Raw genomic sequence first — 23,669 nt, forward strand, 5'->3', positions numbered from 1 at the left:
CCCCAAATTCAGGTTCACCGCCGCTTCAGGAAATAGACGCTCAGATTCTGCCCCATCAGACTCTGCACTTCACTGCCCAGGGCTTCCGCCTGGATCTGCTTCTGAACCGGTGCGGTAGCGAGGCTGTGGCCATCAACATCCCTCGCTTTCACAAGCTTCCACTCCACCTCGTTACTCGCCATGGCCATCAGCTCTTTCAGCTGGGCTGTGTCCTGGGGCCGAAACCATCTGTCCCTGCAGCCCCCTAGGCTGTAGAAATCGGCGTCGGCGGTCAGTTCCTGCCAGGCGGCATCGCTGCGATTGGCAAGGACCATTCGGCGGAGTTGGCGTAATGTCTGTCGCGTGGGTTGTAGCTTGTGCTCACTGACCAGTTTGCGAATCTGTTTGTCACCAGTGGTTTGTTCCGCAATGGCAGTGTGCATGTGGACCACTGCACCAAAACCAGTGGCCTGGTTAGCCAGGGCGGCAAGCGAAAGGGTGTTCATGGCCGGTGAGGGCAGGCGACCAACTTCAATCCAGTGAACCTGATGGCCATCCGCCACGAATCGCTGGGCGATGGACCATGGCCAGAACACGATGTTGTCCATGCTCATCTCGTTGGCCATGCGTGTGGCTTTGGCGATGTTGGCCAGGGATTCATCCACCGCGATCACTTCCACATCGTCCAGGTAGCCGGCCAGTTCCATCGCCCGCTGGCCAGATTGCGCACCACATACCATGATGCGAAGGGTGGCCGGGAGATTTTCCGTGTCCAGCCCCAGTTCAGTGGCCATCAGTGTTTTCAGGCTGCTTTCGGTACGATAGGCCAAGCGGGACCAGGATGGCCATGCCTGGGGAACATCGGTCTTCTCCAGACAGAGCTCCTCGGCCTTCTCATCGAAATTCTGCTTGATGGCTTCCTCTTCGGTCCGATCGTAATAGCTGGCGGCCAGGACTGGTTGCAATGCCAGGGGCCAATCCACGAGATTCCATTGGCCAAGTTGTACCGCGAAGGGCTGATGGAAGAGAGCGCCATACATCGCGGTGATCATCAGTGAGCCGATGAGTCCGTCCTGTTCCTCACCGAGGGCGAACTGGGCCTGGATGCTGTCGTTGATGGCTGAGACCAGTCGTTCTTCATCATCTTCCGCAGCGAGGACATAGCCCGTTCTGTCGGCGTACTGAGCGATGGCCAGTGTCAGGCGCTGCAGCTCGTCCCGAAGTTCAACGGTTTGTGCTATTTCGGCAATGATCGCCCGACGAAGCATTGTCACCAGTTCTTCCGCGGCCGGATTTGGCATCAGAGTTTTCTGGAGGGCAAGGATCAGCAGTTCATCTTCGCGGGCCGCATCCAGGAAAATCTGTGCATCCGGGTTATCCAGATCGTACTGTTGATGAATAATCGCGCCGACAAACCGACCCAACTCCTGGTGCGGCAAACCATCCCTCTGAAGCAGGGCGATAGCATCGTGGGCCAGTGCGGAATCGGCTTTGCTCACTTCCAGGTGTTGGGCGCAAGTGAGCATCCCGCTGTAAACGGAATCCCATTCAGCGCCGGTTTCCAAAAGCTTGCGATAATGCAAATAAGCCACATCAAACTGCCCCTGCAGCCGCTTGGAATGGGCAACACCGCAGAAAGCGGCGGCAGATTGCCGGTCGCAGTCCAGGGCCTGCAGGAAATACTGCTCCGCAAGCGCCGGTCGCTCGGTTTTCAGTGCCCAGTAACCCAGGTTGCAATACTGCTGAACCTGGCCCGGCAGATGGTCCAGGCTGGCGTTGAACAGGGCGTGTGCCTTCTCAAGCTGCCCGTCGTCCATCTCCACACGGCCAAGCAGCCCCAGCCCAACGGCATTCGCTGGTTCCAGAGCCAGCGCCTCGTTCAGATAGCCCCGACATTCCTGCCGTGCCTTCAGCCGCTGGATATGGCTGAGGCCGTTGCTGTTGGACTCCCCATAGGCAAGGTTGGCCTGCAGAAGCAGGCGGGCAACCTGGGCCTGTTGGGATTGGGAAACCTGGACTTGATGCTTGGCTTGCATGGGACACCTCGTGAATTCAGCCGCAGTTGGGAGCGGCAAAGGTCTGCAGTTTTTGGCGGTTTGCCGTGCTTTGAGGGATGTGTTGCGAAAGGTGTGCCAGGTTGTGTAGCGGAAAGCTTAAAGGGGAAGGGTATTGTTGCCTTAAAAAGAGGGCCCGGTTTGCACCGAGCCCTCTTGGGTTTTCTCTTTAGGTTTAACCCTGCAGCAGCTGAAGAACCTGCTGCGGTCTTGCGTTGGCCTGGGCCAGAACAGAGAGGCCGGCCTGCTGCAGGACCTGGGTTCTGGCCAGTTCGGCGGATTCTGCGGCGAAGTCCGCATCACGAATACGGCTATTTGAGGCCGAGAGGTTCTCGGAGGTGGTTGCCAGGTTTGCAATGGTAGACTCGAATCGGTTCTGAACGGCACCAAGCTCGGCTCGGAAACCGTTGATTGTGTCGATCGCGTAATCTATTGAGATCATCGCCAAGTCAGCACCGTCTCTGCTCGAGATGTCGACGCCAGTCACTGCATAGGTGTCGTCTGCGATAGTTGCATTAATCGCTTGGTTGTAATCTTCAAGACCGCCAAAGAGTCCATCGCCATCTATGTCGGCGTCGATCGTAATGTCGAAAGCCTCACCGAATTGTGATGAAAAAATAATCTCATCGTTGTCGGAGTTCAGGTTTGCGCGGATGCCTGTTTGGGTGCTTTGAGCATTGATCTGGCTAACGATATCGCTCAATGATCCCATGCCTTCGAAAGTAAAGACATCTCCGTTGATGTCGACCTCAAAGTTGTAGGTGTCGCCATTCGCGAATGATTGACCCAGCGTCAGATCTTCAGCGCCGTCGATGCTGGTTAGAGCTCCACCAATGGAACTATTGGGGGTTCCCGTTCCATCTTCAATTGTAATCGTCCCGGGATCGACATCATCTGCCGGCGTTGCAGCGCCTCCGTTAGTGATGGTGAGCGTCCCACCGGCATTGGCGACGGTCAGATCAGGGTCTTCATTTGCTTGAAGCTGAGCTTGCAGTTCTGTGGCGACATCATCGAAGTCGGAGCCTGCAGTGATCGGATAATCAACGCCGCCGAAGGTGATCGTACCGCCGCTAGTAAAGTCCAGGCCCGATACGTCGATCGTATCCGTTCCACCGGCACCGGCAATGTTGGTCCCACCGCCACTGTTGTCAGCAGTGTTGCCTGTCACACCGCTTGCATCTGAAATGCTAAACGAGGTTGCAGGAAAATCCGTCGACGTTGGATTCGTAATGGTGAGGGTGTTGCCATCGACTGTGACTGTTACTTCCGCGAGGTCTCCGCCGCCGTTCTGAATCTCGGTTTGCAGCGCGGTGGCGAGCGCATCGGCGTCAGCGTAGGAAGCAGCGCCGATGCTTACATCCTCACCACCAATGGTGCCCGTGATTGTGAGATCGGTTGTGAAATCCAGGGTCGACACATTCAAATCAGTTGTTGCAGCTTCTCCCGGCCCAATGACATCGCTCGATAATCCAGCGGTTTCTTTCAGCACCGAGCCAATCTGGCTGCCGCGAGAGTCAAGACCGCTAATTGCAATGGTTTCGCCCGTATTGGCGCCCACCTGGAAAGTTTGAGTGTCGAAGGTGCCGTCGAGAACTTTCAGTCCGTTAAAAGATGTTTGGGCGGCAATCCGGTTGATTTCCTCAATGCGCTGCTGGACCTCCTGGTTCAGCGCCTGCCGATCCGAAGGACTGTTGGTGGCGTTGGCAGACTGAACCGCCAGCTCACGGATACGTTGCAGGTTGTTGGTAATTTCATCCATGGCCCCCTCGGCAGTCTGAGCCAGAGAGATGCCGTCGTTGGCGTTTCGCTGGGCCTGGTTAAGGCCTGCGATCTGTGACTGGAAGCGTTCAGAGATTGCAAGACCGGCTGCATCGTCTTTTGCAGAGTTGATGCGCAGGCCGGAAGACAAGCGCTCAAGAGCTACATTTGCCTGGCCCTGCGAGGCATTAAGGTTTCTTTGCGCGTTCAGCGAAGCGATGTTGGTGTTAATGACCTGAGGCATATCAATTCTCCCTGCTCAGAGGCGCCGAAAGCGAGGTGCCCGATCACGAAGAGGGGAACCACTGCCGGCGAAATTCGTTTAATTGCCGTTTTGCAGGGTGCTAAGCGAATCGCGTGCCAAAATAATTATTTTTCCATTATCTTATTGTTTTGGTTCATAAAATCTATCGAGTTCGGCTGGGCTCCTCCGGTTTAGTGCCAAACAGCTGCCGCTGACAAAGGCATTGAATTGCCGGTTTTACATTTGTTAACAAAAACAGTGGATTTTTTTTCTAAAGCAATGAGTTTCGGCGCCGTTAAGTGGAGTAACAGGGCGGCGCTCCCAAACTGAAAAACGGGCGCCAGACCTTTTCCATGAAATAACGACATCGGTCGAAGGAGAAGCATAATGGCTCTCGGTATCAACACTAACGTTGCATCGCTCTCAGCCCAGAATCAGTTGGGTCAGTCTCAGAACCTTTCCAACCAGGCGCTGGAGCGTCTGTCCTCTGGTCTGCGCATCAACTCCGCCAAGGATGATGCAGCAGGTCTTGCCATTTCCACACGGTTCCAGTCTCAGATTTCTGGTCTGAACGTGGCGACCCGTAACGCTAACGATGGTATCTCTCTGGCCCAGACCGCTGAAGGCGCGCTGGACGAAATCACCAACAACCTGCAGCGTATTCGTGAACTGGCGGTTCAGTCCGCTAACGCCACCAACAGTGATTCGGACCGTGAGGCTTTGAACCAGGAAGTCGATCAGCGTATTGCAGAAGTTAACCGCATCGCGAGCCAGACCTCATTCAACGGTCTTAAGGTTCTCGATGGCACTTTCGGCACCCAGGCGTTTCAGGTAGGCGCGAACGCTGGTGAGACGATCTCAGTAGCTGGTCTGGATTCACGCGGAAGCCAGCTGGGTGCGACTATCTCTCAGACTTCAGGCCTGGCTGCGACCTCCCTGGGAGCGGGTGATGCTGGCGAAACCACTTTGGACGTTTCTGGTCTCGATTTTGGCGGCGATATCACCGTGTCCTCCACGATCGATGGCCAAACCATTGATGTTGCGGGTGCGACATACGCTGATGCTGATGCACTCGCTACAGCGATTCAAGGCGAGATTACCAGCAATGGTAACCTTCCAGATGTGACTGTCGCCGCTTCGGACGATGGCAACTCGATCGTTTTCAGCAACGCCAGCACCTCTGACATTACTGCAACTATTGATATTTCTGACGCGTCTGGTACGCAGGTAAGTGTCACAGGGTCTGACGTCTCCACCACTGATGGCTCAGGCACAGCAACCCAGGCTACTCTGTTCGATCCGAGCACTTTGGATTTGGACTCTGGGGTTACGGGTTCCTTCGAGGTCACAGATGATTCTACAAACACCACAACTGTTAACTTCTCTCTAGCAGCAGGCACGGGCAATACACTCGCGGATCTCACTTCAGCGGTCCAAGCAGGCTTGACTGCTGCTGGTTTCACGGCAGGCACTGATTTGGGTGCGGTCGACGATGGCAGTGTGGTGCAAATAGAGAGCGACTCAGCTGTTACCTACGATATTGCAAATATCACTGCTAGCGATGGCGGAACGCCGAATGCGTCTACAGGCGGCTCCGTTTCTGCTCTGGCCGCAGCCGAAGAGCAGACAGTAGCTTCCCGCTTCGAAGCTGGTGAAACAACTTCCTTCTCCCTGAATGTTGCAGGCGAAGCCATTGAAGTTACCGACGCGAGCAACCTGCAGGACGTTGTGGCCCAGATCAACGGCGCAACCAAGGATACCGGTGTCTCTGCTTTCCTGAGTTCTTCCGGTGACGATATTGTCTTCGCATCTGCAAAGGGTGAGAACTTCACAGCGTCTATCACTACAGACGTAGATGGTGATGGCACTAACGAGGTTGACCTGACTGTCGATTCATCAACCGATGCGAACTCCAACGTTTCGGTGAACGAACTTGATATCAGCACCCGTGCTGGCTCCGACCAGGCTCTGGTTGCAGTAGACTTCGCAATCGACCAAGTAAACCAGTTCCGGTCAGACCTCGGTGCGGTCCAGAACCGTTTCGAGTCCACCATTGCGAACCTGAGCACCTCTGTTGAGAACCTCAGTGCTTCCAATAGCCGGATCCTGGATGCCGACTTCGCGGCTGAAACCGCGAAGCTGTCCAAGGCCCAGGTGTTGCAGCAGGCCGGTATCTCTGTCCTGGCCCAGGCGAACGCCCGTCCGCAGCAGGTTCTGTCCCTCCTGCAGTAAGGGGCAAGCGGTAACAACCGGAACCTTCGGGTTCCGGTTTTACTCCGTCTAAGGATAGCGAGGTAAAGCTATGAATGACGTTAACCTGAACAGCCCGGATCTGAAGCTGGTTCGCGCCAGTGAACAAGCACCGGCTCGGGCAATATCGTCATCTCAGGCCGAGGGCAGGAATGCCTCCGACCCTTCCGTTTCTATTTCCGCTACCGAAAAAGTCCAGAGTACCCAGGCGGGTCAAAACGCGGCGAAAGCTGAAAAGCTGGAAGCGCGGACCGATGCTCAAAGGGATCAGCTGGATGATGCGGTCAGTCAGCTGAACAATTTCGTTCAGAATGTTCAGCGGGATCTCCAATTCGAAGTTGATAACGATCTTGGACAGACTATCGTCAAAGTGGTAGATCAGTCGACCCAGGAAGTCATTCGCCAGATTCCTGACGAAGTTGCTGTGAGGTTGGCTGAAAATCTGCAGCAGGATGAGCCGCTGACACTGTTCAACATTAAAGTCTGAAAGCCAGCCGGTCTTTGTAAGCTCAGCTTTCGCAAGGAAACACCACTGTCACTCGGGAAACCGCGTGACAGTGAAATTTGCAAACACCTTGCTTTGATAGGGATCGCGCAATGGCTTTGGGAATCAATACGAACGTTGCGTCACTGTCCGCCCAGAATCAATTGGGGCAGTCGCAGAAGCTGTCGAACCAGGCACTTGAGCGTTTGTCATCCGGTCTGCGTATCAACTCCGCCAAAGACGATGCTGCTGGTCTAGCGATTTCCACCCGCTTCCAATCCCAGATTTCTGGTCTGAACGTGGCTACCCGAAATGCCAACGACGGCATCTCTCTGGCTCAGACTGCTGAAGGTGCATTGGACGAAATCACCAACAACCTGCAGCGTATTCGTGAGCTGGCCGTTCAATCCTCCAACGCCACCAACAGCCCTTCCGATCGCGAAGCCTTGAATAGTGAGGTTGATCAGCGAATTGCGGAAGTCAATCGTATTGCGAGCCAGACCTCCTTTAATGGCTTGAAGGTTCTTGATGGAACCTTTGGCGCTCAAGCGTTTCAGGTTGGCGCAAACGCGGGTGAGACCATCTCTGTGGCTGGCCTTGATTCTCGGGGTAGTGAACTCGGCGCAACGATTCGGCAAACTGAGGGTCTTTCTTCTACTTCGATCGGGCCTGGCCAGGCTGGCGTTACCGAACTGGATGTCTCAGGTCTCGACTTCAGTACAGACATCACGGTTGCTGGTGACCTTGGCGCGACAAGCCTGAGTTCCACGACAGACTACTCTGGAGGAGCTACGCGAGCCGACAGGATCGCCAGTTTTGCGGGTGATTTACAAAACGCTATTCAAAATGAAGCTGGCTTTGAAGAAGCGACGGTTTCCGTTGAAGGCGAAATACTCAAGATCAGCAACCCGACAACGACTCCGGGAACGCTCACTGATTTTTCTGTTCAGGATGCCACCGGAAGTTCCGGGAACATCTATGTGTTATCGGGCACCATTCCCAATAACGGGTCGAGCACCATTTCCGAACCAGCTAGCTTCGTGTACGACGGCAACATGACGGGCACTCTCACGGTAGGTAGTGACGAGGTCAGCATCGATTTCACTGCTGTGACGAGTGGCCAGGACGCAGCCGACGCAATTGAGGCGGTGATTCAATCTCCGCCGTTCAATCAATCCAACATTACTGTTGATTACAGTGCGAGTCCTTTTTTTAATGCCTTTTCTATAGTTGATACGGCTAACAGTGGCGGCTTCACGTTTGACCTGGAGCTAGAAGACAGTACCCGTATTGCTAGCAACTCCACCGGCTCTGGTATTGGGCAGCTAGAACCTGCGCAGGAGCTGGAGCTGGCCGATAAGTTTGCCGCAGGCCAGACTGTTGATTTTCAGGTGGACATCTCTGGTGCTGATGAGTCTATCGAAGTCACTGCGAGCAGTCTCCAGGACGTAGTCGCGCAGATTAACGGCGAGACCAAAAACACTGGAGTGTCAGCTTTTCTGAGCTCTGACGGCAATGACATTGTTCTGGCATCCGCCAAAGGTGAAGACTTCGTTGCTTTGATTACGACCGATCTGGATGCGGATGGCACGCCTGAAGTAAACCAGGCTATTGATACTGCGGGCGATCCGGAAAATGCGACAGCGTCACTCAATAGTCTGGATATCAGCACCCGTGAAGGCTCTGATCAGGCTCTGGTTGCCGTAGACTTTGCCATCGATCAGGTAAACCAGTTCCGGTCCGATCTCGGTGCGGCCCAGAACCGTTTCGAGTCCACGATTGCTAATCTGAGCACGTCTGTTGAGAACCTGAGTGCTTCCAACAGTCGAATCCTGGACGCCGACTTTGCAGCGGAAACTGCGAAGCTGTCGAAGTCTCAGGTGCTGCAGCAGGCTGGTATCTCAGTACTGGCCCAGGCGAATGCCCGTCCCCAGCAGGTTTTGTCTTTGTTACAGTAATAAACTGTGGGTTGGCAGCAAACTTGCTTCAGGTTTGATTGCTGACGTAGCCGTCTGATGGGCTTCAGCTCTCCCTCTGATGACGGCAGCGGCTGTTCAGCGCCGCCATATCTTCAAGGATATGGCGGTGCTTGCGTTTTTAGGGTGATGAAGCAGTCTGCATTTTTGCTTTTAAAGCGCGAGACTGGTTACTTTGTGTTACAAATCGACAGAAGAAAAAGGCAAAGTTTTGCCGCTTTTTGCCGATAAACTGAACAATGAAGAGATTAGCCCCCTTGAGGAGGCATTGGAATGGCAAGCATATCATCGTTGGGTATTGGTTCCGGGGTCCTTACCTCTGATCTGGTTGATCAGTTGGTTCAAGCTGAGCGTGCGCCCACCGAACAGAGGTTGACACAAAAGACAGAGCAAACGCAGTCTTTGATCTCAGCTTATGGCCAGCTTCGGAGTGCAATTACCGAACTGCGCTTGCCAATGCGCCAGCTTAGTGCCCCGGATAATCTAAAAGCGTTTTCGGCAAGTTCTTCGAATGAAGATATATCCGTGTCTGTGGACAGCACCAAGGCTAGCCGAGGCACTTATAGTGTAGAAGTGACCAGTCTTGCTGGAGCTCAGGCCCTGGCTTCCCGTGATGTGTTTGCCGATCGTGACGCAACCAGCGTCGGTCAGGGCAGGCTGACCTTGAATGTGGGCGACAAGACGACAAACATTACGATCGATAGCAGCAATGACACCCTCCAGGGGTTGGCGAATGCCATCAATGATGCCGATGCTGGAGTCTCCGCTGGTGTAATCGATACCGGAGACGGCTTTCAGTTGGTGCTTTCGGCCGATGAGACTGGCACCGCCAATGCTGTCAGTATGTCGGTCGCTGACGATAGTGTTGGAACTGGCACCGATAACCAGGGATTGTCCCGGTTTGCCTTTAATTCCGGAATGGATGCTGATTCAGGGCTTCGCGAAACCATTGCAGCAACCGACGCGGTGATGGAAATTAACGGTGTTGAGATTACTCGCGCCACGAACAGTTTTGAAAATGTCATCGACGGCCTTACATTTGATCTCACGGCTACCGGCTCTTCTGTAATCAAGGTGCAGCAGGATTTGGGGGCGGTTGCGGATCGGGTCCAGGGTTTTGTGGACAAGTTCAACGCACTTCAGTCGACAATCGACAGCCTAGCCGGCTTCAATGCGGAGGCAGGCGTTGGCAGTCTCCTAACGGGCGATAGCACGGTTCGTTCAATTCAGAACCAGTTGCGCCAAGTTCTTACCCGCGTTGTTCCCGGCTTGGAAAACTCGGCGGTCCGTAGTTTGGCTGATGTAGGAGTAACCACCAACTTCGAAACAGGTGGTCTGGAATTTGATAGAGCCAGGTTTGAAGAACAGCTTAAGGCAAACCCGGATGACGTGACCGCCTTGTTTGCGGAACAAGGGCGGACAACTGACAGCCAGGTTGAGTTTGTACGCAGCGGGCTAAATACAGAGCCCGGTAGATACGACATTAACATCACCCAGGCCGCTACTCAGGGCACGTTGGTTGCCGGGAGTGCATTGGCAGATGGAATTGTGATCGACGATTCCAACGATGAACTGACATTCAAGGTGAACGATGAGACGTCGGTAAGTATTCAACTGACGCAACAGACGTATGCGTCTGCTCAGGATCTGGTTGATGAAATCCAGTCCCAGTTAAACAGCAACAATGCCCTTGATGCGGCTGGTACCTCAGTGCAGGTTGAGCTCGACAGCAGCGGCAATCTGAGTTTTACGTCTGCGGATTATGGAAGCGATTCGGCTGTCTCTCTGGACTCCGCAGAAAGCTCAGCGATTTTCGGTCTCGATTCGGCAACGAGCACGTCAGGCGTCGATGTTGCCGGGACGATCGGTGGAAGAATAGCAGAAGGGGATGGCCGGGTTCTGTTCCTTGGAAACGGAAATGGCGGCGCTTCTGGTCTGCAGGTTCGTATTCTTGGTGATGAGATAGGAAGTAGAGGCTCGATCACGTTTGTTGAAGGCGTTGCTGAGCGAACGGTCGATTTAGTCTCGAGCTTTGTGGGCGCCGATGGCGCGATTGAATCGCGGACCGAGAGCCTTAACCGGGATCTGGAGCAGATACAGGCGAGTCAGGCACGGCTTGAAGAGCGCATAGCGGCCTACCGGGAGAGGTTGGTGAGCCAGTTTACTGCAGCTGATTCTCTGATTTCGCAGCTCAACAGCACTCAGGATTTCGTGAGTCAGCAGCTTGCTGCGCTGGCTCCTCAAAACAACCGTGACAACTGATCAGTTAGGATCGGTTAGTAACTCAAGAGGTCGAATATGAACGGTTTGCAGGCATACCAGCGTGTTAACAACCAAACAAGCACAATTGATGCAGATCCACATCGGTTGATTCAGCTCCTGTACAACGGTGCTATTGAGAGAATCAATATGGCCAAGGCTCGCATGCAAGCCAAAGATGCGGCTGGTAAGGGGCAGTTGATAGGGAAGGCTATTGATATAATTGGTGGTCTTCGCAGTTTCCTGGATTTCGAAAAAGGTGGCGAGTTGGCGCCTAGGCTGGAAGCGCTCTATGACTATATGGAGCGGACTTTGCTTCAAGCCAGCGCGAAAAATGACGTTGCAAAACTTGATGAGGTTTTGTCTCTCCTTCATTCGATTAAAGAAGGCTGGGATGGAATTCGCGAAGAAGCTGTTGGGCAGCAGCAGGCTGTTTGAGGCCGCGAACTTCTCACTGTGAAATCGGAGTCAGATGAACGCTTTCATCTGACTCCTTGTTCGCCCTATGCCGCCTAATACCCCCGCCCAATAGCCATTACCCCCACTCTCCCGTACAATACGGCCCTTATTTTCAACACATCCATTCTGTTCAGTCTGGAGCAAGGGCATGTCTGATATCAAAAAGGTGGTGCTGGCCTATTCCGGTGGCCTGGATACTTCCGTTATCGTTCGGTGGTTGCAGGATACCTACAACTGTGAGGTGGTAACGTTTACCGCCGACATCGGCCAGGGCGAGGAAGTTGAGCCGGCGCGGGCGAAAGCCGAGGCGTTAGGCGTTAAAGAAATCTACATCGAGGACCTGCGCGAGGAGTTTGTGCGCGATTACGTGTTCCCGATGTTCCGCGCGAACACCATCTATGAGGGTGAGTACCTTCTGGGTACGTCCATTGCCCGTCCTCTGATTGCCAAGCGTCTGATCGATATCGCCAATGAAACCGGCGCCGATGCCATTTCCCACGGTGCAACCGGCAAGGGTAACGACCAGGTGCGTTTCGAGCTGGGTGCCTACGCGCTGAAGCCGGGTGTAAAGGTGATTGCACCCTGGCGTGAGTGGGATCTGAATTCCCGCGAGAAGCTTCTGCAATACTGCGAAGAGCGCAACATCCCGGTGGAAATGAAGAAGGGCAAGAGCCCGTACTCCATGGACGCCAACCTGTTGCATATCTCCTACGAAGGCATCAACCTGGAAGATCCCTGGGCGGAAGCCGAGGAAGATATGTGGCGCTGGAGCGTGTCTCCGGAAGCCGCGCCGGATGAGCCGACCTACGTTGAGCTGACCTACAAGAAGGGTGACATTGTTGCCATCGATGGTCAGGACATGAAGCCGCACGTGGTTGTAGAAACCCTGAACAAGCTGGCGGGTGCCAACGGCATTGGCCGTCTGGATATCGTCGAGAACCGCTACGTGGGCATGAAGTCCCGCGGCTGCTACGAAACCCCGGGCGGTACCATCATGCTGCGTGCCCACCGTGCCATTGAGTCCATTACTCTGGACCGCGAAGTGGCGCACCTGAAAGACAGCATCATGCCGCGCTATGCCGAGGTGATCTACAACGGTTACTGGTGGTCTCCGGAGCGCGAGGCTCTGCAGGCGCTGATCGATCAGACCCAGAATTATGTAAACGGCACAGTTCGTCTGAAGCTCTACAAGGGCAATGTGGACGTGGTTGGCCGTAAATCTGAGGATTCGCTGTTCGACGAGAAGATCGCGACCTTTGAGGAAGATCAGGGTGCATACGATCAGAAGGATGCAGAAGGCTTCATCAAGCTGAATGCGCTGCGTCTGCGGATTGCTGCTGGCAAAGGCCGCAAGCTTTAAGTCTGCTCTACGGACGCCCGGAACTCTCCGGGCGTTTTCCCCGTTACCGCCTTGAACTTCCTGTGAAACGACGTGGTTTCGCTATATCCCAGCCTTAGCGCAATATCCGGAATGGCCAACTCGCTGTTGCGTAGATAGTCCTCGGCCATTTTTTGCCGCACTTCATCCAGCAATTTCTGGTAAGACACGCCTCCCTGGCCAAGTTTTCTCTGCAGGGTTCGGCTTGTCATTCCCAGGTCTTCGGCCACCATGTCTTGCCGGGTAATGCCGTGCATCAGTTGTTGCTGGATGCTGTGGCGGACCTTCGAAGTCAGGTCGCTGTCGGTATCCAGAGAGGCCAGTTGGCTCAGTGCATGGGCTTCCAGGGTTTTGCGCAGGAGGGGGTCCGGTTGCCGCAGGCGGGTTTCCAGCAGGCTTTTCTTGAGGGTGATGCTGTCTTCATCTGCTGAGAAAGTGACCATGCAGTGCCAGCGTTCCTGGTAGGCCGTTTCAAACTCTGAGCCCGGAGAGGCCCGACGGAGTTTTACCGAGCTGGGTGATGCCTCCCGGTTGTCCGCAAGCCAGCGGGCGTAGTTCACCCAGGAGGCAAAGACGTTGTCGACCAGTTGGGGGCGCACCAGGGGATCAGTGTAGTTGCAGTTCCAGGTCAGTTTGATGTCTTCGCCTTTCATGGCGAGGCTGGTGGTTCCCATATCTCCGACGAGTTTTTCGAACGGCGCAATGCGTGCCACGGCTTCGCCCAGGGTGGCGCAGCTCATGGTGATGTAGCCAAGCACGCTGTAGGAGCCGGGTTGAACGAAGTCGCCGGTTTCCAGACCAAGGATCGGGTTGCCAGTTTGTTCGCACAATAAACGGATAAAGTGCTGGAACTGCTCGCCGTTAATGCGGCCGTCGTCGGTGTCCAGGATGTTCTGGTCCAGTTCGGCCTGGTTGAAAAGGCGATTGATATCCACGCCGGCGGATTCGGCAGCACGAACGTATTGGCGTAGGGCAGCGACAGAGGCGGTTCCGAGGGTTTGCATGGTTACAGCACTGTTTTTGGAGTCGTTATAGTCGGAGTATAACGGAACTGGTGCGGAAACGTCTGGAGCAGAAAATAAAAAGGCCAGCTAAAAAGCTGGCCCAAAAAACAAGGAAAGAACGAAAGTGCCTGAAAAATTCGTTAATCCGGTGGATTCGATTCCCCATATGGCGGCGGAGGTACTTCTCGGCTCCTCCACCATGGGGGATACTGCTTAAATCCACCATTGCAGAATAAATCGTCCGGCCTTTCCTGTCTGTTTGTGAAGTGTGTATCAGTGTTACGGACTGTGAAGGTGGGGTCAGATGAAATTGGGGTCAGAAGAACTTTTCTTCTGACCCCAATTTCATCTGACCCCGAGTTCGTTACGCGGTCGCTCCGATCTCCGGCGCAGTCTCGGTAAACCGACGGGTATCATAGGCATCCACCAGCCCCTGCACCGCTGCCCGTTCCATATCCTGGATCGAGGGTGTGCCGTTCTGGGCGTCAGCTTTGCACAGCACCATGCCGGCTTCCAAAGAAATATAGCCAGCCGTGGTTTTCAGGGCCTTGTGGTTGATGCCATCGAACACGCGCCTGAACGCTGTGGTGGTGCAGTGATCGCTGTTCGGGAAGTAGGCAATGATGGCGAACTGGTTGTCGCCAACGCGGCACAGGGCATCAATGGGGCGAATCAGGGTGCTCAGTCGGCGGGCAATGCCGATAGCCAGTTCGCTCATCACCGTGGGCGGGTGTTTGCGCTTGAGTTCCTGCCAGTTGCGAATGCCACACAGTACGTAGGCAGAACAGCCGCCTCGGGATTCAGCGTGGCGCAGCATCTTGGTCAGCCGCTCGCGACCGTATTTGGTGTTGCAGAGACCGGTTTCCAGATCAATGATGTTGGTGGATTCCAGTTCCCGGTTGTTCTCGATCAGCAGGGAGTTGGCACGGAGCAGGGTGTTCTGGCGGTCGGCCATTCGGTCTGCGGCAAATATGCGGGGGATCAGTTGCTTGGTCATGTCGGACTTGTAGATGAAGTCGTCCACGCCCCGGTCGAAGGCTTCTGAAAGAGCCTCGACGCTTTCCCGTGCCGTGAGCAGGATCACGTAAGTGTAGTGATTGTTTTGCTCGTCCTGTTGTCGCACCTGGTCCGTCAGCTCAAGGCCATCCATCTCGGGCATCAGCCAGTCGGCAATAAGAACGCTTACCGGGCGCTGTTCGATTAACTGAAGGGCTTCCGGTGCGTTATTCACGATGCGTACGTCGCGATATCCGGCATTTCGCAGCGTGCGGCCAACCACCATACTGCTGAATTTCGCGTCGTCTACTACCAGGATGGGAAGGTCCAGATTTGGCATTGTTATCTACTTTTAGCAGTCCGTTGTCAGGTGCGGTGTATGCTGCAGGTTGGTATGATTCCCTGCAAATCAATCGGGCGCCGAAGGTGGGGTCAGATGAACGCTTTCATCTGACCCCGTTTTCAGCAATTTGTCAGTATACCCGCTTAGCTTAACGGAGAATAACGACCATGCCTTCTTTTGACATTGTTTCAGAAATCGATATGCACGAAGTCACCAATGCGGTCGACCAGGCCAAGCGGGAGCTGGGTAATCGCTGGGACTTCAAGAACGTGGAAGCCGACATTGAGCTGGACGACAAGGGCATTACCATCAGTGCCGAGCAGGAGTTCCAGCTGGAGCAGCTGCTGGACATGCTGCGTATGGCCTTTGCCAAGCGTAATATTGATGCGCGAGCGCTGGCCGAGGATGGCGACAGCAAGTCCGGCAAGCTGGTTAAACAGCACCTGCTGCTGAAGCAAGGCATTGAAACCGATATGGCCAAGAAGATCGTGAAGATGATCAAGGACCAGAAGATGAAGGTCCAGGCCAGTATTCAGGGTGATAAGGTGCGAGCGACCGGCAAGAAGCGGGATGATCTTCAGGAAGCCATTGCCATGCTCAGGGAAGCTGAGCTGGATATCCCGCTGCAGTTCAATAATTTCCGCGACTGATCCGGAGGCTTCACCATCTTAACCGGCACCCGCCTGACCCTGATCCGGGACACGCTCCATACCTATACCCGTTGGCAGGTAATTGCCCTGCTATTCCTGGGCTTTTCGGCGGGGCTGCCGTTCCTGCTGGTGTTTTCCACGCTGAATGCCCGTCTCGCGGATGTCGGGGTGGAAACCGCCACCATCGGGTTCTTCAGCTGGCTTGGCATTACCTATTCCATCAAGGTGTTCTGGGCACCGGTGGTGGACCGCCTGAAACTGCCGCTGCTCGACCGGCTGCTGGGCAAGCGGCGAAGCTGGATTATCTTTGCGCAGGCAGGTATCGCCACGGGGCTGTACCTGATGGCTCACGTGGATGCCACGGCAGCGCCGGAAATGATGGCTCTTTGTGGCTTGCTGGTGGCCTTTTCTTCCGCTACTCAGGACGTGGCGATTGATGCCTACCGCATCGAGATTGCCGAGGAACGCCTCCAGGCCGCCCTGGCTGCTACGTACATCTTTGGCTACCGTCTGGCGCTTCTGGTGGCCGGCGCCGGTGCTCTTTACCTGGCGGAATTCTGGTCCTGGCAGGTGTCCTATGAGGTCATGGCGGCCCTGGTGGGCGTCGGCGCGGTGACGGTTTTGATTGTTCGCGAACCGACCGTGAACCACTTTGCCGCCGCCCAGGACATTGCTCATAAGATCAAGCAGGAGGCCGCCAAGCGTACCCATCTGAATCCCCGGCTGGCGAGACTGGTTGGCTGGTTTTACGCCGCCGTCGCCGGCCCATTCCTGGATTTCTTCCGCCGGTACAGGGAGCTGGCTCTGGTTATTCTGCTCATGGTGGCCGTTTACCGGATCTCGGACATCGCCATGGGTGTGATGGCTAATCCCTTCTACCTGGATTTCATGGGCTTCAGCAAAACCCAGGTAGCGGATGTGACGAAGATCTTCGGCTTCTTCATGACCATTGCCGGTTCGCTCATAGGTGGGGTTATGGTGGTTCGCTACGGCGTTCGTCGCATTCTTCTTCTGGGGGCAATAATGACCGCCGCCACCAACCTCCTGTTTGTGGTGCTGGCCCAGTACCCTCCCAACATTGTCACTCTGGCTGCCGTCGTCAGCGCTGATAATCTGAGTGGCGGCATCGCCAACGTTGCCCTGATTGCCTGGCTTTCCAGCATGACCAGTGCCTCGTTCACGGCAACGCAGTACGCCCTGTTCAGTTCCCTGATGACTCTGCCTGGCAAGTTTCTCGGTGGGTTCTCCGGCATTGTCGTGGCGGGCTTTGGTTACGCCGAATTCTTCCTGGTGGCCGGCATAATGGGCGTGCCTGCGATTCTGTTGGCCGTTTTCATGATCCGGAATGGCCATCGACTGGATGCGTTGGCGCCGCGCAATGAATCGAAGCCTGATGCCGAAGCAGAGAGCCCTTGATGTCCGAACTGACCAAAGACCAGAAAATCTGGCAAGTCGTACTGGCCGTGCCGGAGGGAAAGGTAGTCAGTTACGGCCAGGTTGCAGAGATGGCAGGGTTGGGCCGGCAGGCGAGGTACATCGGGAAGGCCTTGGGCAAGTTGCCGGACGGGCATGCCGTGCCCTGGTATCGGGTGATCCGCAGTAACGGCCAGATTGCCTTTCCCGTGGGGTCTGAGAAATATCAGGAGCAGGTAAGCCGGCTTGAAGCTGAAGGTGTCGAAGTCAGCGACGGGCGCGTTTCGATGTCGCGGTTTCGTTGGCAATGAGCGTATGGAGGTGCGCCAACAGCTCCGCTTTCTCTCCGGCAGGTTCCCGTGAAAGCCGTTCCGCAACATAGAGCTGAACCTTTTCAATGGCTCCCAGGCATTCCTCGTACAACTCTCTGGCTTTGGCCGCACTCAAGTCACAGACCTGAATCCCAAACCGTTCCATATGTTTTCTGGGCCACCATTTCTTGCTGCCCATGAGGGTGAGAGCCGAGATATCCTTCTTGATGTAGGCGGTTGTGCATACGACATCGTAAGCTGGCGCCAGTCTGATGGAATCGATGTTCTCGTAGACTAGGCCAAAGTTCTTCAGGTGGGCGTCGCCATTTTGCAGGATATTATTCAGGACCATCATTTTAAAAAACTGCTCAAGGGAGGCTTTCTTGTTCTCTGCGCTAACAAAGGTTTTGATGGTTTTGGCAATTTGCTCGTAGCTGCCGGTGTACTTTTCTTCCCGCTGTTTTGCCTGAAGTACACACATGTCTTCAAAGCCCCGTGCCTCGCCGCTGTCATTCAAATCGAACCGCTTCATTGTGAACAGGGATTCGTCATCCGATAGATAGAATTCGGGAACGGGAATTCCGGCGTGCTGGCAGGCGAGCATGCAGCAGTATTCGTTGAGAGCCAGTTCGGGATAATCAGGGCCCCAGGCTTTGACAATGTAGTCTTCAAGTTGGAGCGTTGCCTTGTTTTCAAGCGTCGCCAGGACTTTGGGCTGTACGCCACTTAAAGCAGAGCGAAGCGCAAACCGTGACACCAGTTCCTCGAACAGGGCGGGGTTATCAGAGTGTAGAAGTTTGTCGAGACTTAAGGAGTTCTCTCCGGAGTGGTCATCAGGGTTGAACTCGACCCGGCCACGTATGTTGGGCGCCAGCAGTCGAAGAAGCCCAAAGTCGTCGGTATCCGTAAGTTTGGCAAACTGCTTTTTGATTACCGAGAGCAGGTAGCCCTCCGGCAGATGCATCTCGAAAACCGGGTGTAGCTGAGGGTGGCTATAATCTTTTTTGCGGACCGGCATGGTCAGCGAAACGAAGGCGTTGGGATTGGCTTTCTCGGAATAGCTGAAGACGTATTCGCCCGATTCGCGGAACAGTTTCCCGGCAGGCCTGTGATTCACATAAACGTCCAGTTCATCGCTCATCACGCAGCTCCTCCAGGGTCGGGAACGGAGATTTGTCCCGGATGGCCAGCTCCTTGCCCAGGTAGTCGAGAATTTTCATAACCTTGCGGATGCCGATGTCGCCAGAACGGCCGTTTTCCAAGGCATTGATGGTTGCGCGGGAGATGCCAAGGTGGTCTGCCATTTTTTGCTGGGAGACGCCTTGTTGTTGGCGGAAAGCAGAGATTTCGTGTCCGAGGGTCTGAAAATCCATTGCCGGCCCATTTTGGCGAAAATAATTTACATTATTGTCTTAATCTTTCGATGTGTAAAGTATTTTGGCTATCTGCCGGCTCATCCCTGAGCTGGCTTCATTTCTAGGATGGATTTAAGGGATCAGAGCCTCAGAGCCCCATCCACTTCAAGCATCCGCCCGGACATATAGTCGTTCTCGAAAATAAACGCAGCTGCCGAAGCAATCTCTTCTGGCTTGCCCATGCGCTTCAGCGGGATGCCGGCGGTCATTTTTTCCAGGGCTTCCGGCTTCATGGAGGCGGTCATTTCGGTTTCGATGAAGCCCGGGGCGATGCCGGCGCAGCGGATGCCGTAGCGGGCGAGTTCTTTAGCCCACACGGGAACCAGGGCGGAAACACCGGCTTTGGCGGCGGAGTAGTTGCTCTGGCCCATGTTGCCGGCACGGGAGATGGAGGCGATGTTGATGATCGCCCCCTGGTCACCGTTCTTGATCATTTGGGTCGCTGCTTCGCGGCCGCAGAGGAAGACGCCGGTTAGGTTGACGTCGATAACCGCTTGCCACTGTGACAGCTCCATGCGGCGTTCAACTTCGCCATCCTTCACTTTGACCATAAGCCCGTCCCGAAGGATACCGGCGTTGTTGACCAGGCCATTAAGGTGCCCGAAGTCGTTAATGATGGCTTCGAAGGTTTTCTCAACGTCTTCTTCTTTGGCGACGTTGCAGACGTAGGCTCTGGCCTCGGAGCCCGCGGCCACGCATCCGGTGACGGCTTCGTCCAGCTTCTCTGGCATCAGGTCGATGAGCGCGATTTTGGCGCCTTTCGCTGCAAGGTATTCACCCATGGCGCGGCCCAGGCCCTGGCCGCCGCCGGTAATTGCAATCACGGAATCTTGAAGTTTCATGTTTTGCCCTAACTACTGTTATCAGGTGGTTTACGGTTGCCGTGCGTCCTTTCGCCCTTTGCCTTGCGGCGTGGGTGAGTCGAGCCATGTGTGGCTTCTTGTTAAAAACGGAAGGGCTGCGAGTATACCAGACCTTCTGAAATTCCTGCTCAGACCCTGAGGTCCTGATGTCTGTGTTTCTGTTTTTATTCATTATCATGCCGATCGCCGAAATGGCGGTCCTGATCCAGGTGGGCGGCATGATCGGCGTGCTTAATACCATCGGGTTGGTGTTGCTGACCGCTGTTATCGGTGCCTGGCTCCTTCGGCAGCAGGGTCTGGCAACGCTGTTGCGGGCCAATCAGCGTCTGAACAGTGGTGAATTGCCTGCCAAAGAAGTGGCCGAGGGGCTGATCCTGGCCGTGGGCGGCGCCCTGTTGCTGACGCCGGGTTTTATTACCGATACCGTTGGATTCCTCTGCCTGATTCCGGGTACCCGCCACTGGCTCGCAGCGCAGGCTCTGAAGCGTATGGTTGTGGCTGGTCAAAGCCGGAGTAGCGGTTTCTATTTTCGTGCCGGTGGTGGCTCGAATCCGTTTGGACAGGATCCGTTTGGTGGCCGGGAGAACCCGTTCGGCCAGCAACGCCCGTTTGACCGTGACAGCAATGGCGACATTATCGAAGGCGAGTATCAGGACGAGACCGAATCCGATCGGGACCGGATCGAAAAAAAGTGAAAAAATTTTCTCTCCGGGGTGTTGAAAACCCCTACCTGCTACCCCAAATAGAAACCACAAGTTCGCTGCGGGCTGATTTCCACTGAAAACAGTTGGTTATCCAGCCGGGCAATTTGTCGGATCAGGTTTAGCTGATCCGACTTACATCAACAATGTCATTGCCACATTAATCTGACTATTGGAGAAGCCGAGCAATGAAAATTCGTCCGCTACACGATCGTGTTGTCGTGCGCCGTAAGGAAGAAGAAGAGAAAACTGCAGGTGGCATCGTGCTGCCGGGTAACGCCAAAGAGAAGCCGTCCCAGGGCGAAGTGATTGCCATTGGTAACGGTCGCATCCTTGATAACGGCGAAACCCGCTCACTGGCGGTCAAGGTGGGTGACACCGTGGTCTTCGGCCAGTACGCCGGTAACACCGTCAAGATCGATGGCGAAGAGCTCCTCATCATGAGCGAGAGCGACATCTACGGCGTGCTTGAGTGATCGCTGAGGCGAATCGCACGAACTCTCATTAATCCGATTGATTCAACGTTTTCGGTTTAACGAACAGGAATAGAAGACATGGCAGCAAAAGACGTTAAATTCGGTGATAGCGCACGTAAGCGCATGGTCGCAGGCGTCAACGTACTGGCAGACGCGGTTAGAGTGACCCTCGGCCCGAAAGGCCGTAACGTGGTTCTGGAAAAGTCCTTCGGCGCGCCGACCATCACCAAAGATGGTGTTTCCGTAGCCAAGGAAATCGAACTGTCTGACAAGTTCGAGAACATGGGCGCCCAGATGGTGAAAGAAGTGGCTTCCCAGGCCAACGACACCGCCGGTGACGGTACCACTACCGCAACCGTTCTGGCCCAGTCCATCGTTAACGAGGGCGTGAAGGCGGTTACGGCCGGCATGAACCCGATGGATCTGAAGCGCGGCATCGACAAGGCCACAACGGAAGCCGTGAAGGCAATCCGTGATATGGCCAAGCCCTGTGACGACAGCAAGATGATTGCTCAGGTAGGCACTATCTCTGCCAACGGCGACGAGACGATCGGTAAGATCATCGCCGATGCAATGGAAAAAGTTGGCAAGGAAGGCGTTATTACCGTTGAGGAAGGCCGCGGCCTGGAAGACGAGCTGGACGTGGTTGAAGGTATGCAGTTCGATCGCGGCTTCCTGTCTCCGTACTTCATCAACAACCAGGACAACATGTCTGCCGAGCTGGAAGACCCTTACATCCTGCTGGTCGACAAGAAGATCTCCAACATCCGCGAGCTGCTGCCGGTGCTGGAAGCTGTAGCCAAGGCTGGTAAGCCGCTGCAGATTATCGCCGAAGACATCGAGGGTGAAGCGCTTGCCACTCTGGTCGTGAACAACATGCGTGGCATCGTGAAAGTCAACGCTGTGAAGGCGCCTGGCTTTGGTGATCGTCGAAAGGAAATGCTGCAGGACATCGCAATCCTTTCCGGTGGTACCGTAATCTCTGAAGAAGTCGGCCTGACTCTTGAGAACACCACCCTGGATGACCTTGGCACAGCTAAGCGTGTGAATGTCACCAAGGAAAACACCACCATCATCGGCGGTGCTGGTGCGCAGGCGGACATCGAAGCTCGCGTTGAGCAGATCCGCAAGCAGATCGAAGACAGCTCTTCCGACTACGACAAGGAAAAGCTGCAGGAGCGTGTTGCCAAGCTGGCTGGCGGTGTTGCCGTTATCAAGGTTGGCGCCGGTTCCGAAGTGGAAATGAAAGAGAAGAAAGCCCGCGTTGAAGACGCGCTGCACTCCACCCGCGCCGCGGTTGAAGAGGGCATCGTACCGGGCGGCGGCGTTACCCTGATTCGCGCCATCGCGGCCCTGGACAAGGTAGATGCTATCAACGATGAGCAGAAAGCCGGTGTGAACATTCTGCGCCGTGCCATGGAAGCTCCTCTGCGCCAGATCGTTTACAACGCAGGCGGTGAGTCTTCTGTTGTGGTTGCCAAGGTTCGCGACGGCGAAGGTTCCTTCGGCTACAACGCCGCGACCGAAGCCTACGGCGATATGCTGGAAATGGGTATCCTGGATCCTGCCAAGGTCACCCGTTCCGCGTTGCAGGCGGCCGCTTCTGTGGCTTCCCTGATCATCACCACCGAGGCGATGGTTGCGGATGAGCCGCAGGACGAGTCTGCCGGCGGCGGTATGCCCGACATGGGTGGAATGGGCGGCATGGGAGGCATGGGCGGCATGATGTAATGCCGGCCTGATCTCGGCCCCTGAAAAACCCCGCGTTGGTTCACGCCAACGCGGGGTTTTTGTTTTTTTGTCATGAACTTGCCCCATGGCTTTGCTAGACTCGGCTTCCGGTCCATTATCTGTGCAACGCCGAATGAGTGACGCTGAACCCAAATCCTTTCTCCGCCCCGGCAAGGTATTTTTGCTCCTGCTGCTGGGCGCTCTGGTTTATCTGCTGTCACTGGTCTTTCTGGTTCCTGCGGGATGGGTCTGGCAGCAAGCCTCTGCCCATGTATCTCTTCCGCCCCAGGTAAAGGTTCAGCAGGTTGCCGGCAGACTCTGGGATGGTGAGGCCGGGGTTGTGGTGGCCGGTTTCCCGGTGCGTGTCGACTGGGAGCTTCATATGCCGTCGGTCACCAGCCTGGAATGGCCAGCCCGAATTTCCCTGGAATCGTCGCAATCCTCACTCAATGGCGATGTTACGGTGGGTTGGCCGGCCAGTGCCCAGCTTGATGCCAGCGGACGGGTCACGGTGGCCGAGTTTGAAGAGCTGATCCGCCAGAGCGGCGGCGCCATGATTGAAGGCGAAGTCATGATTGACCGCTTGAATATGGCCTGGGCCGATAACCGGATTACGCGGGCGGAAGGCCTGGGGCGCTGGGATGGCGGCCTGGTGACCTGGCCAATGGGTGGCCAGCGTGGGCAGGCCGAGTTTCCGCCCATGCAGGCGACGATGGATACCTCCCAGGGCGGTGTGGCGCTGACAGTGTCCGAGCAGGGCGGCCAAGGGCCAGCAGCAGATGCCACCGTGTTCTGGAACGGAATGATGGAACTGCGTGTCTACAAGCGTATGGTGGATCTCGCCGGCCAGCCCTGGCCGGACTCTGCCAGCCCCGGTGATGTCGTATTCCGGGTACGCCAGCCTCTCGTACCGGGGGCAAGATAA

General features: G+C 55.3%; 20 protein-coding genes. 13 read left to right on the forward strand and 7 right to left on the reverse strand.

From position 1 onward, the window contains the following. Positions 1-14 precede the first annotated feature (14 nt). Both CFB02_RS03070 and CFB02_RS18425 read right to left on the reverse strand, forming a co-directional pair. Complete coding sequence (locus CFB02_RS03070; protein WP_088556832.1) at positions 15-2,015, reverse strand: hypothetical protein; 2,001 nt, start codon at positions 2,013-2,015, stop codon at positions 15-17. Positions 2,016-2,208: 193 nt separating this feature from the next. Beyond that, positions 2,209-4,035, reverse strand: coding sequence for a flagellin (locus CFB02_RS18425; RefSeq protein WP_088556833.1), 1,827 nt, complete (start codon positions 4,033-4,035; stop codon positions 2,209-2,211). A gap of 387 nt (positions 4,036-4,422) precedes the next feature. Here CFB02_RS18425 and CFB02_RS18430 point away from each other — a divergent pair, with 387 nt between their 5' ends. The 6 genes from CFB02_RS18430 to CFB02_RS03105 all read left to right on the forward strand — a co-directional run bounded on the left by CFB02_RS18430 (position 4,423) and on the right by CFB02_RS03105 (position 12,823). Continuing rightward, the gene (locus CFB02_RS18430) at positions 4,423-6,267 is read left to right on the forward strand and encodes a flagellin (protein ID WP_088556834.1); all 1,845 of its coding nucleotides are present in this window, start codon (positions 4,423-4,425) and stop codon (positions 6,265-6,267) included. A gap of 70 nt (positions 6,268-6,337) precedes the next feature. Further along, positions 6,338-6,772 carry a flagellar protein FlaG gene (locus CFB02_RS03085; RefSeq protein ID WP_088556835.1) on the forward strand — a complete coding sequence of 145 codons (435 nt, stop codon included), beginning with the start codon at positions 6,338-6,340 and terminating at the stop codon, positions 6,770-6,772. Positions 6,773-6,882: 110 nt separating this feature from the next. Beyond that, on the forward strand, positions 6,883-8,727 hold the full coding sequence (locus tag CFB02_RS03090; RefSeq protein WP_088556836.1) for a flagellin: 1,845 nt from the start codon (positions 6,883-6,885) through the stop codon (positions 8,725-8,727). A 291-nt stretch (positions 8,728-9,018) separates the two neighbouring features. After that, positions 9,019-11,007 (forward strand): flagellar filament capping protein FliD, encoded by a 1,989-nt coding sequence (gene fliD, locus CFB02_RS03095; protein ID WP_088556837.1) that lies wholly within the window; start codon positions 9,019-9,021, stop codon positions 11,005-11,007. Positions 11,008-11,043: 36 nt separating this feature from the next. Beyond that, positions 11,044-11,442: a flagellar export chaperone FliS gene (gene fliS, locus CFB02_RS03100; protein ID WP_088556838.1), complete on the forward strand. Its 399-nt coding sequence runs from the start codon at positions 11,044-11,046 to the stop codon at positions 11,440-11,442. Between the two features lie 169 nt (positions 11,443-11,611). Then, positions 11,612-12,823: an argininosuccinate synthase gene (locus CFB02_RS03105; protein ID WP_088556839.1), complete on the forward strand. Its 1,212-nt coding sequence runs from the start codon at positions 11,612-11,614 to the stop codon at positions 12,821-12,823. Here CFB02_RS03105 and CFB02_RS03110 read toward each other — a convergent pair. Then, entirely contained in the window at positions 12,820-13,845 is a 1,026-nt protein-coding gene (locus CFB02_RS03110; protein ID WP_088556840.1) for an AraC family transcriptional regulator, read from the reverse strand. The genes CFB02_RS03105 and CFB02_RS03110 overlap by 4 nt on opposite strands. Before the next feature lie 364 nt (positions 13,846-14,209). Beyond that, on the reverse strand, positions 14,210-15,181 hold the full coding sequence (locus CFB02_RS03115) for a response regulator (protein WP_088556841.1): 972 nt from the start codon (positions 15,179-15,181) through the stop codon (positions 14,210-14,212). Between the two features lie 170 nt (positions 15,182-15,351). Here CFB02_RS03115 and CFB02_RS03120 point away from each other — a divergent pair, with 170 nt between their 5' ends. The 3 genes from CFB02_RS03120 to CFB02_RS03130 are packed head-to-tail and all read left to right on the forward strand — an operon-like array spanning position 15,352 to position 17,558. Then, the gene (locus CFB02_RS03120; protein WP_088556842.1) at positions 15,352-15,834 is read left to right on the forward strand and encodes a YajQ family cyclic di-GMP-binding protein; all 483 of its coding nucleotides are present in this window, start codon (positions 15,352-15,354) and stop codon (positions 15,832-15,834) included. Positions 15,835-15,876: 42 nt separating this feature from the next. Continuing rightward, positions 15,877-17,250, forward strand: a complete 1,374-nt coding sequence (locus CFB02_RS03125) for an AmpG family muropeptide MFS transporter (protein WP_413772101.1) — start codon at positions 15,877-15,879, stop codon at positions 17,248-17,250. Continuing rightward, a complete protein-coding gene (locus tag CFB02_RS03130) occupies positions 17,250-17,558 on the forward strand; it encodes an MGMT family protein (RefSeq protein WP_088556844.1) in 309 nt (102 codons plus the stop codon). The genes CFB02_RS03125 and CFB02_RS03130 overlap by 1 nt, the downstream gene beginning before the upstream one ends. Here CFB02_RS03130 and CFB02_RS03135 read toward each other — a convergent pair. From CFB02_RS03135 to CFB02_RS03145, 3 genes are all read right to left on the reverse strand, one after another. Next, positions 17,515-18,699, reverse strand: coding sequence for a type II toxin-antitoxin system HipA family toxin (locus CFB02_RS03135; RefSeq protein ID WP_088556845.1), 1,185 nt, complete (start codon positions 18,697-18,699; stop codon positions 17,515-17,517). The two genes, CFB02_RS03130 and CFB02_RS03135, sit on opposite strands and share 44 nt — an antisense overlap. Then, a complete protein-coding gene (locus CFB02_RS03140; protein ID WP_088556846.1) occupies positions 18,689-18,931 on the reverse strand; it encodes a helix-turn-helix transcriptional regulator in 243 nt (80 codons plus the stop codon). Before CFB02_RS03140 ends, CFB02_RS03135 begins: the two co-directional genes overlap by 11 nt. Before the next feature lie 122 nt (positions 18,932-19,053). Beyond that, the gene (locus CFB02_RS03145; RefSeq protein WP_088556847.1) at positions 19,054-19,815 is read right to left on the reverse strand and encodes an SDR family oxidoreductase; all 762 of its coding nucleotides are present in this window, start codon (positions 19,813-19,815) and stop codon (positions 19,054-19,056) included. A gap of 167 nt (positions 19,816-19,982) precedes the next feature. Here CFB02_RS03145 and CFB02_RS03150 point away from each other — a divergent pair, with 167 nt between their 5' ends. The 4 genes from CFB02_RS03150 to gspN all read left to right on the forward strand — a co-directional run bounded on the left by CFB02_RS03150 (position 19,983) and on the right by gspN (position 23,669). Further along, the gene (locus CFB02_RS03150; RefSeq protein ID WP_088556848.1) at positions 19,983-20,531 is read left to right on the forward strand and encodes an FxsA family protein; all 549 of its coding nucleotides are present in this window, start codon (positions 19,983-19,985) and stop codon (positions 20,529-20,531) included. Positions 20,532-20,725: 194 nt separating this feature from the next. Beyond that, entirely contained in the window at positions 20,726-21,013 is a 288-nt protein-coding gene (groES, locus tag CFB02_RS03155) for a co-chaperone GroES (RefSeq protein ID WP_088556849.1), read from the forward strand. A gap of 78 nt (positions 21,014-21,091) precedes the next feature. Continuing rightward, on the forward strand, positions 21,092-22,744 hold the full coding sequence (gene groL / locus CFB02_RS03160) for a chaperonin GroEL (protein WP_088556850.1): 1,653 nt from the start codon (positions 21,092-21,094) through the stop codon (positions 22,742-22,744). Positions 22,745-22,877: 133 nt separating this feature from the next. Further along, entirely contained in the window at positions 22,878-23,669 is a 792-nt protein-coding gene (gspN, locus tag CFB02_RS03165; RefSeq protein ID WP_088556851.1) for a type II secretion system protein N, read from the forward strand.

The organism is Marinobacter sp. es.042 (assembly GCF_900188315.1).
Taxonomy (GTDB): domain Bacteria; phylum Pseudomonadota; class Gammaproteobacteria; order Pseudomonadales; family Oleiphilaceae; genus Marinobacter.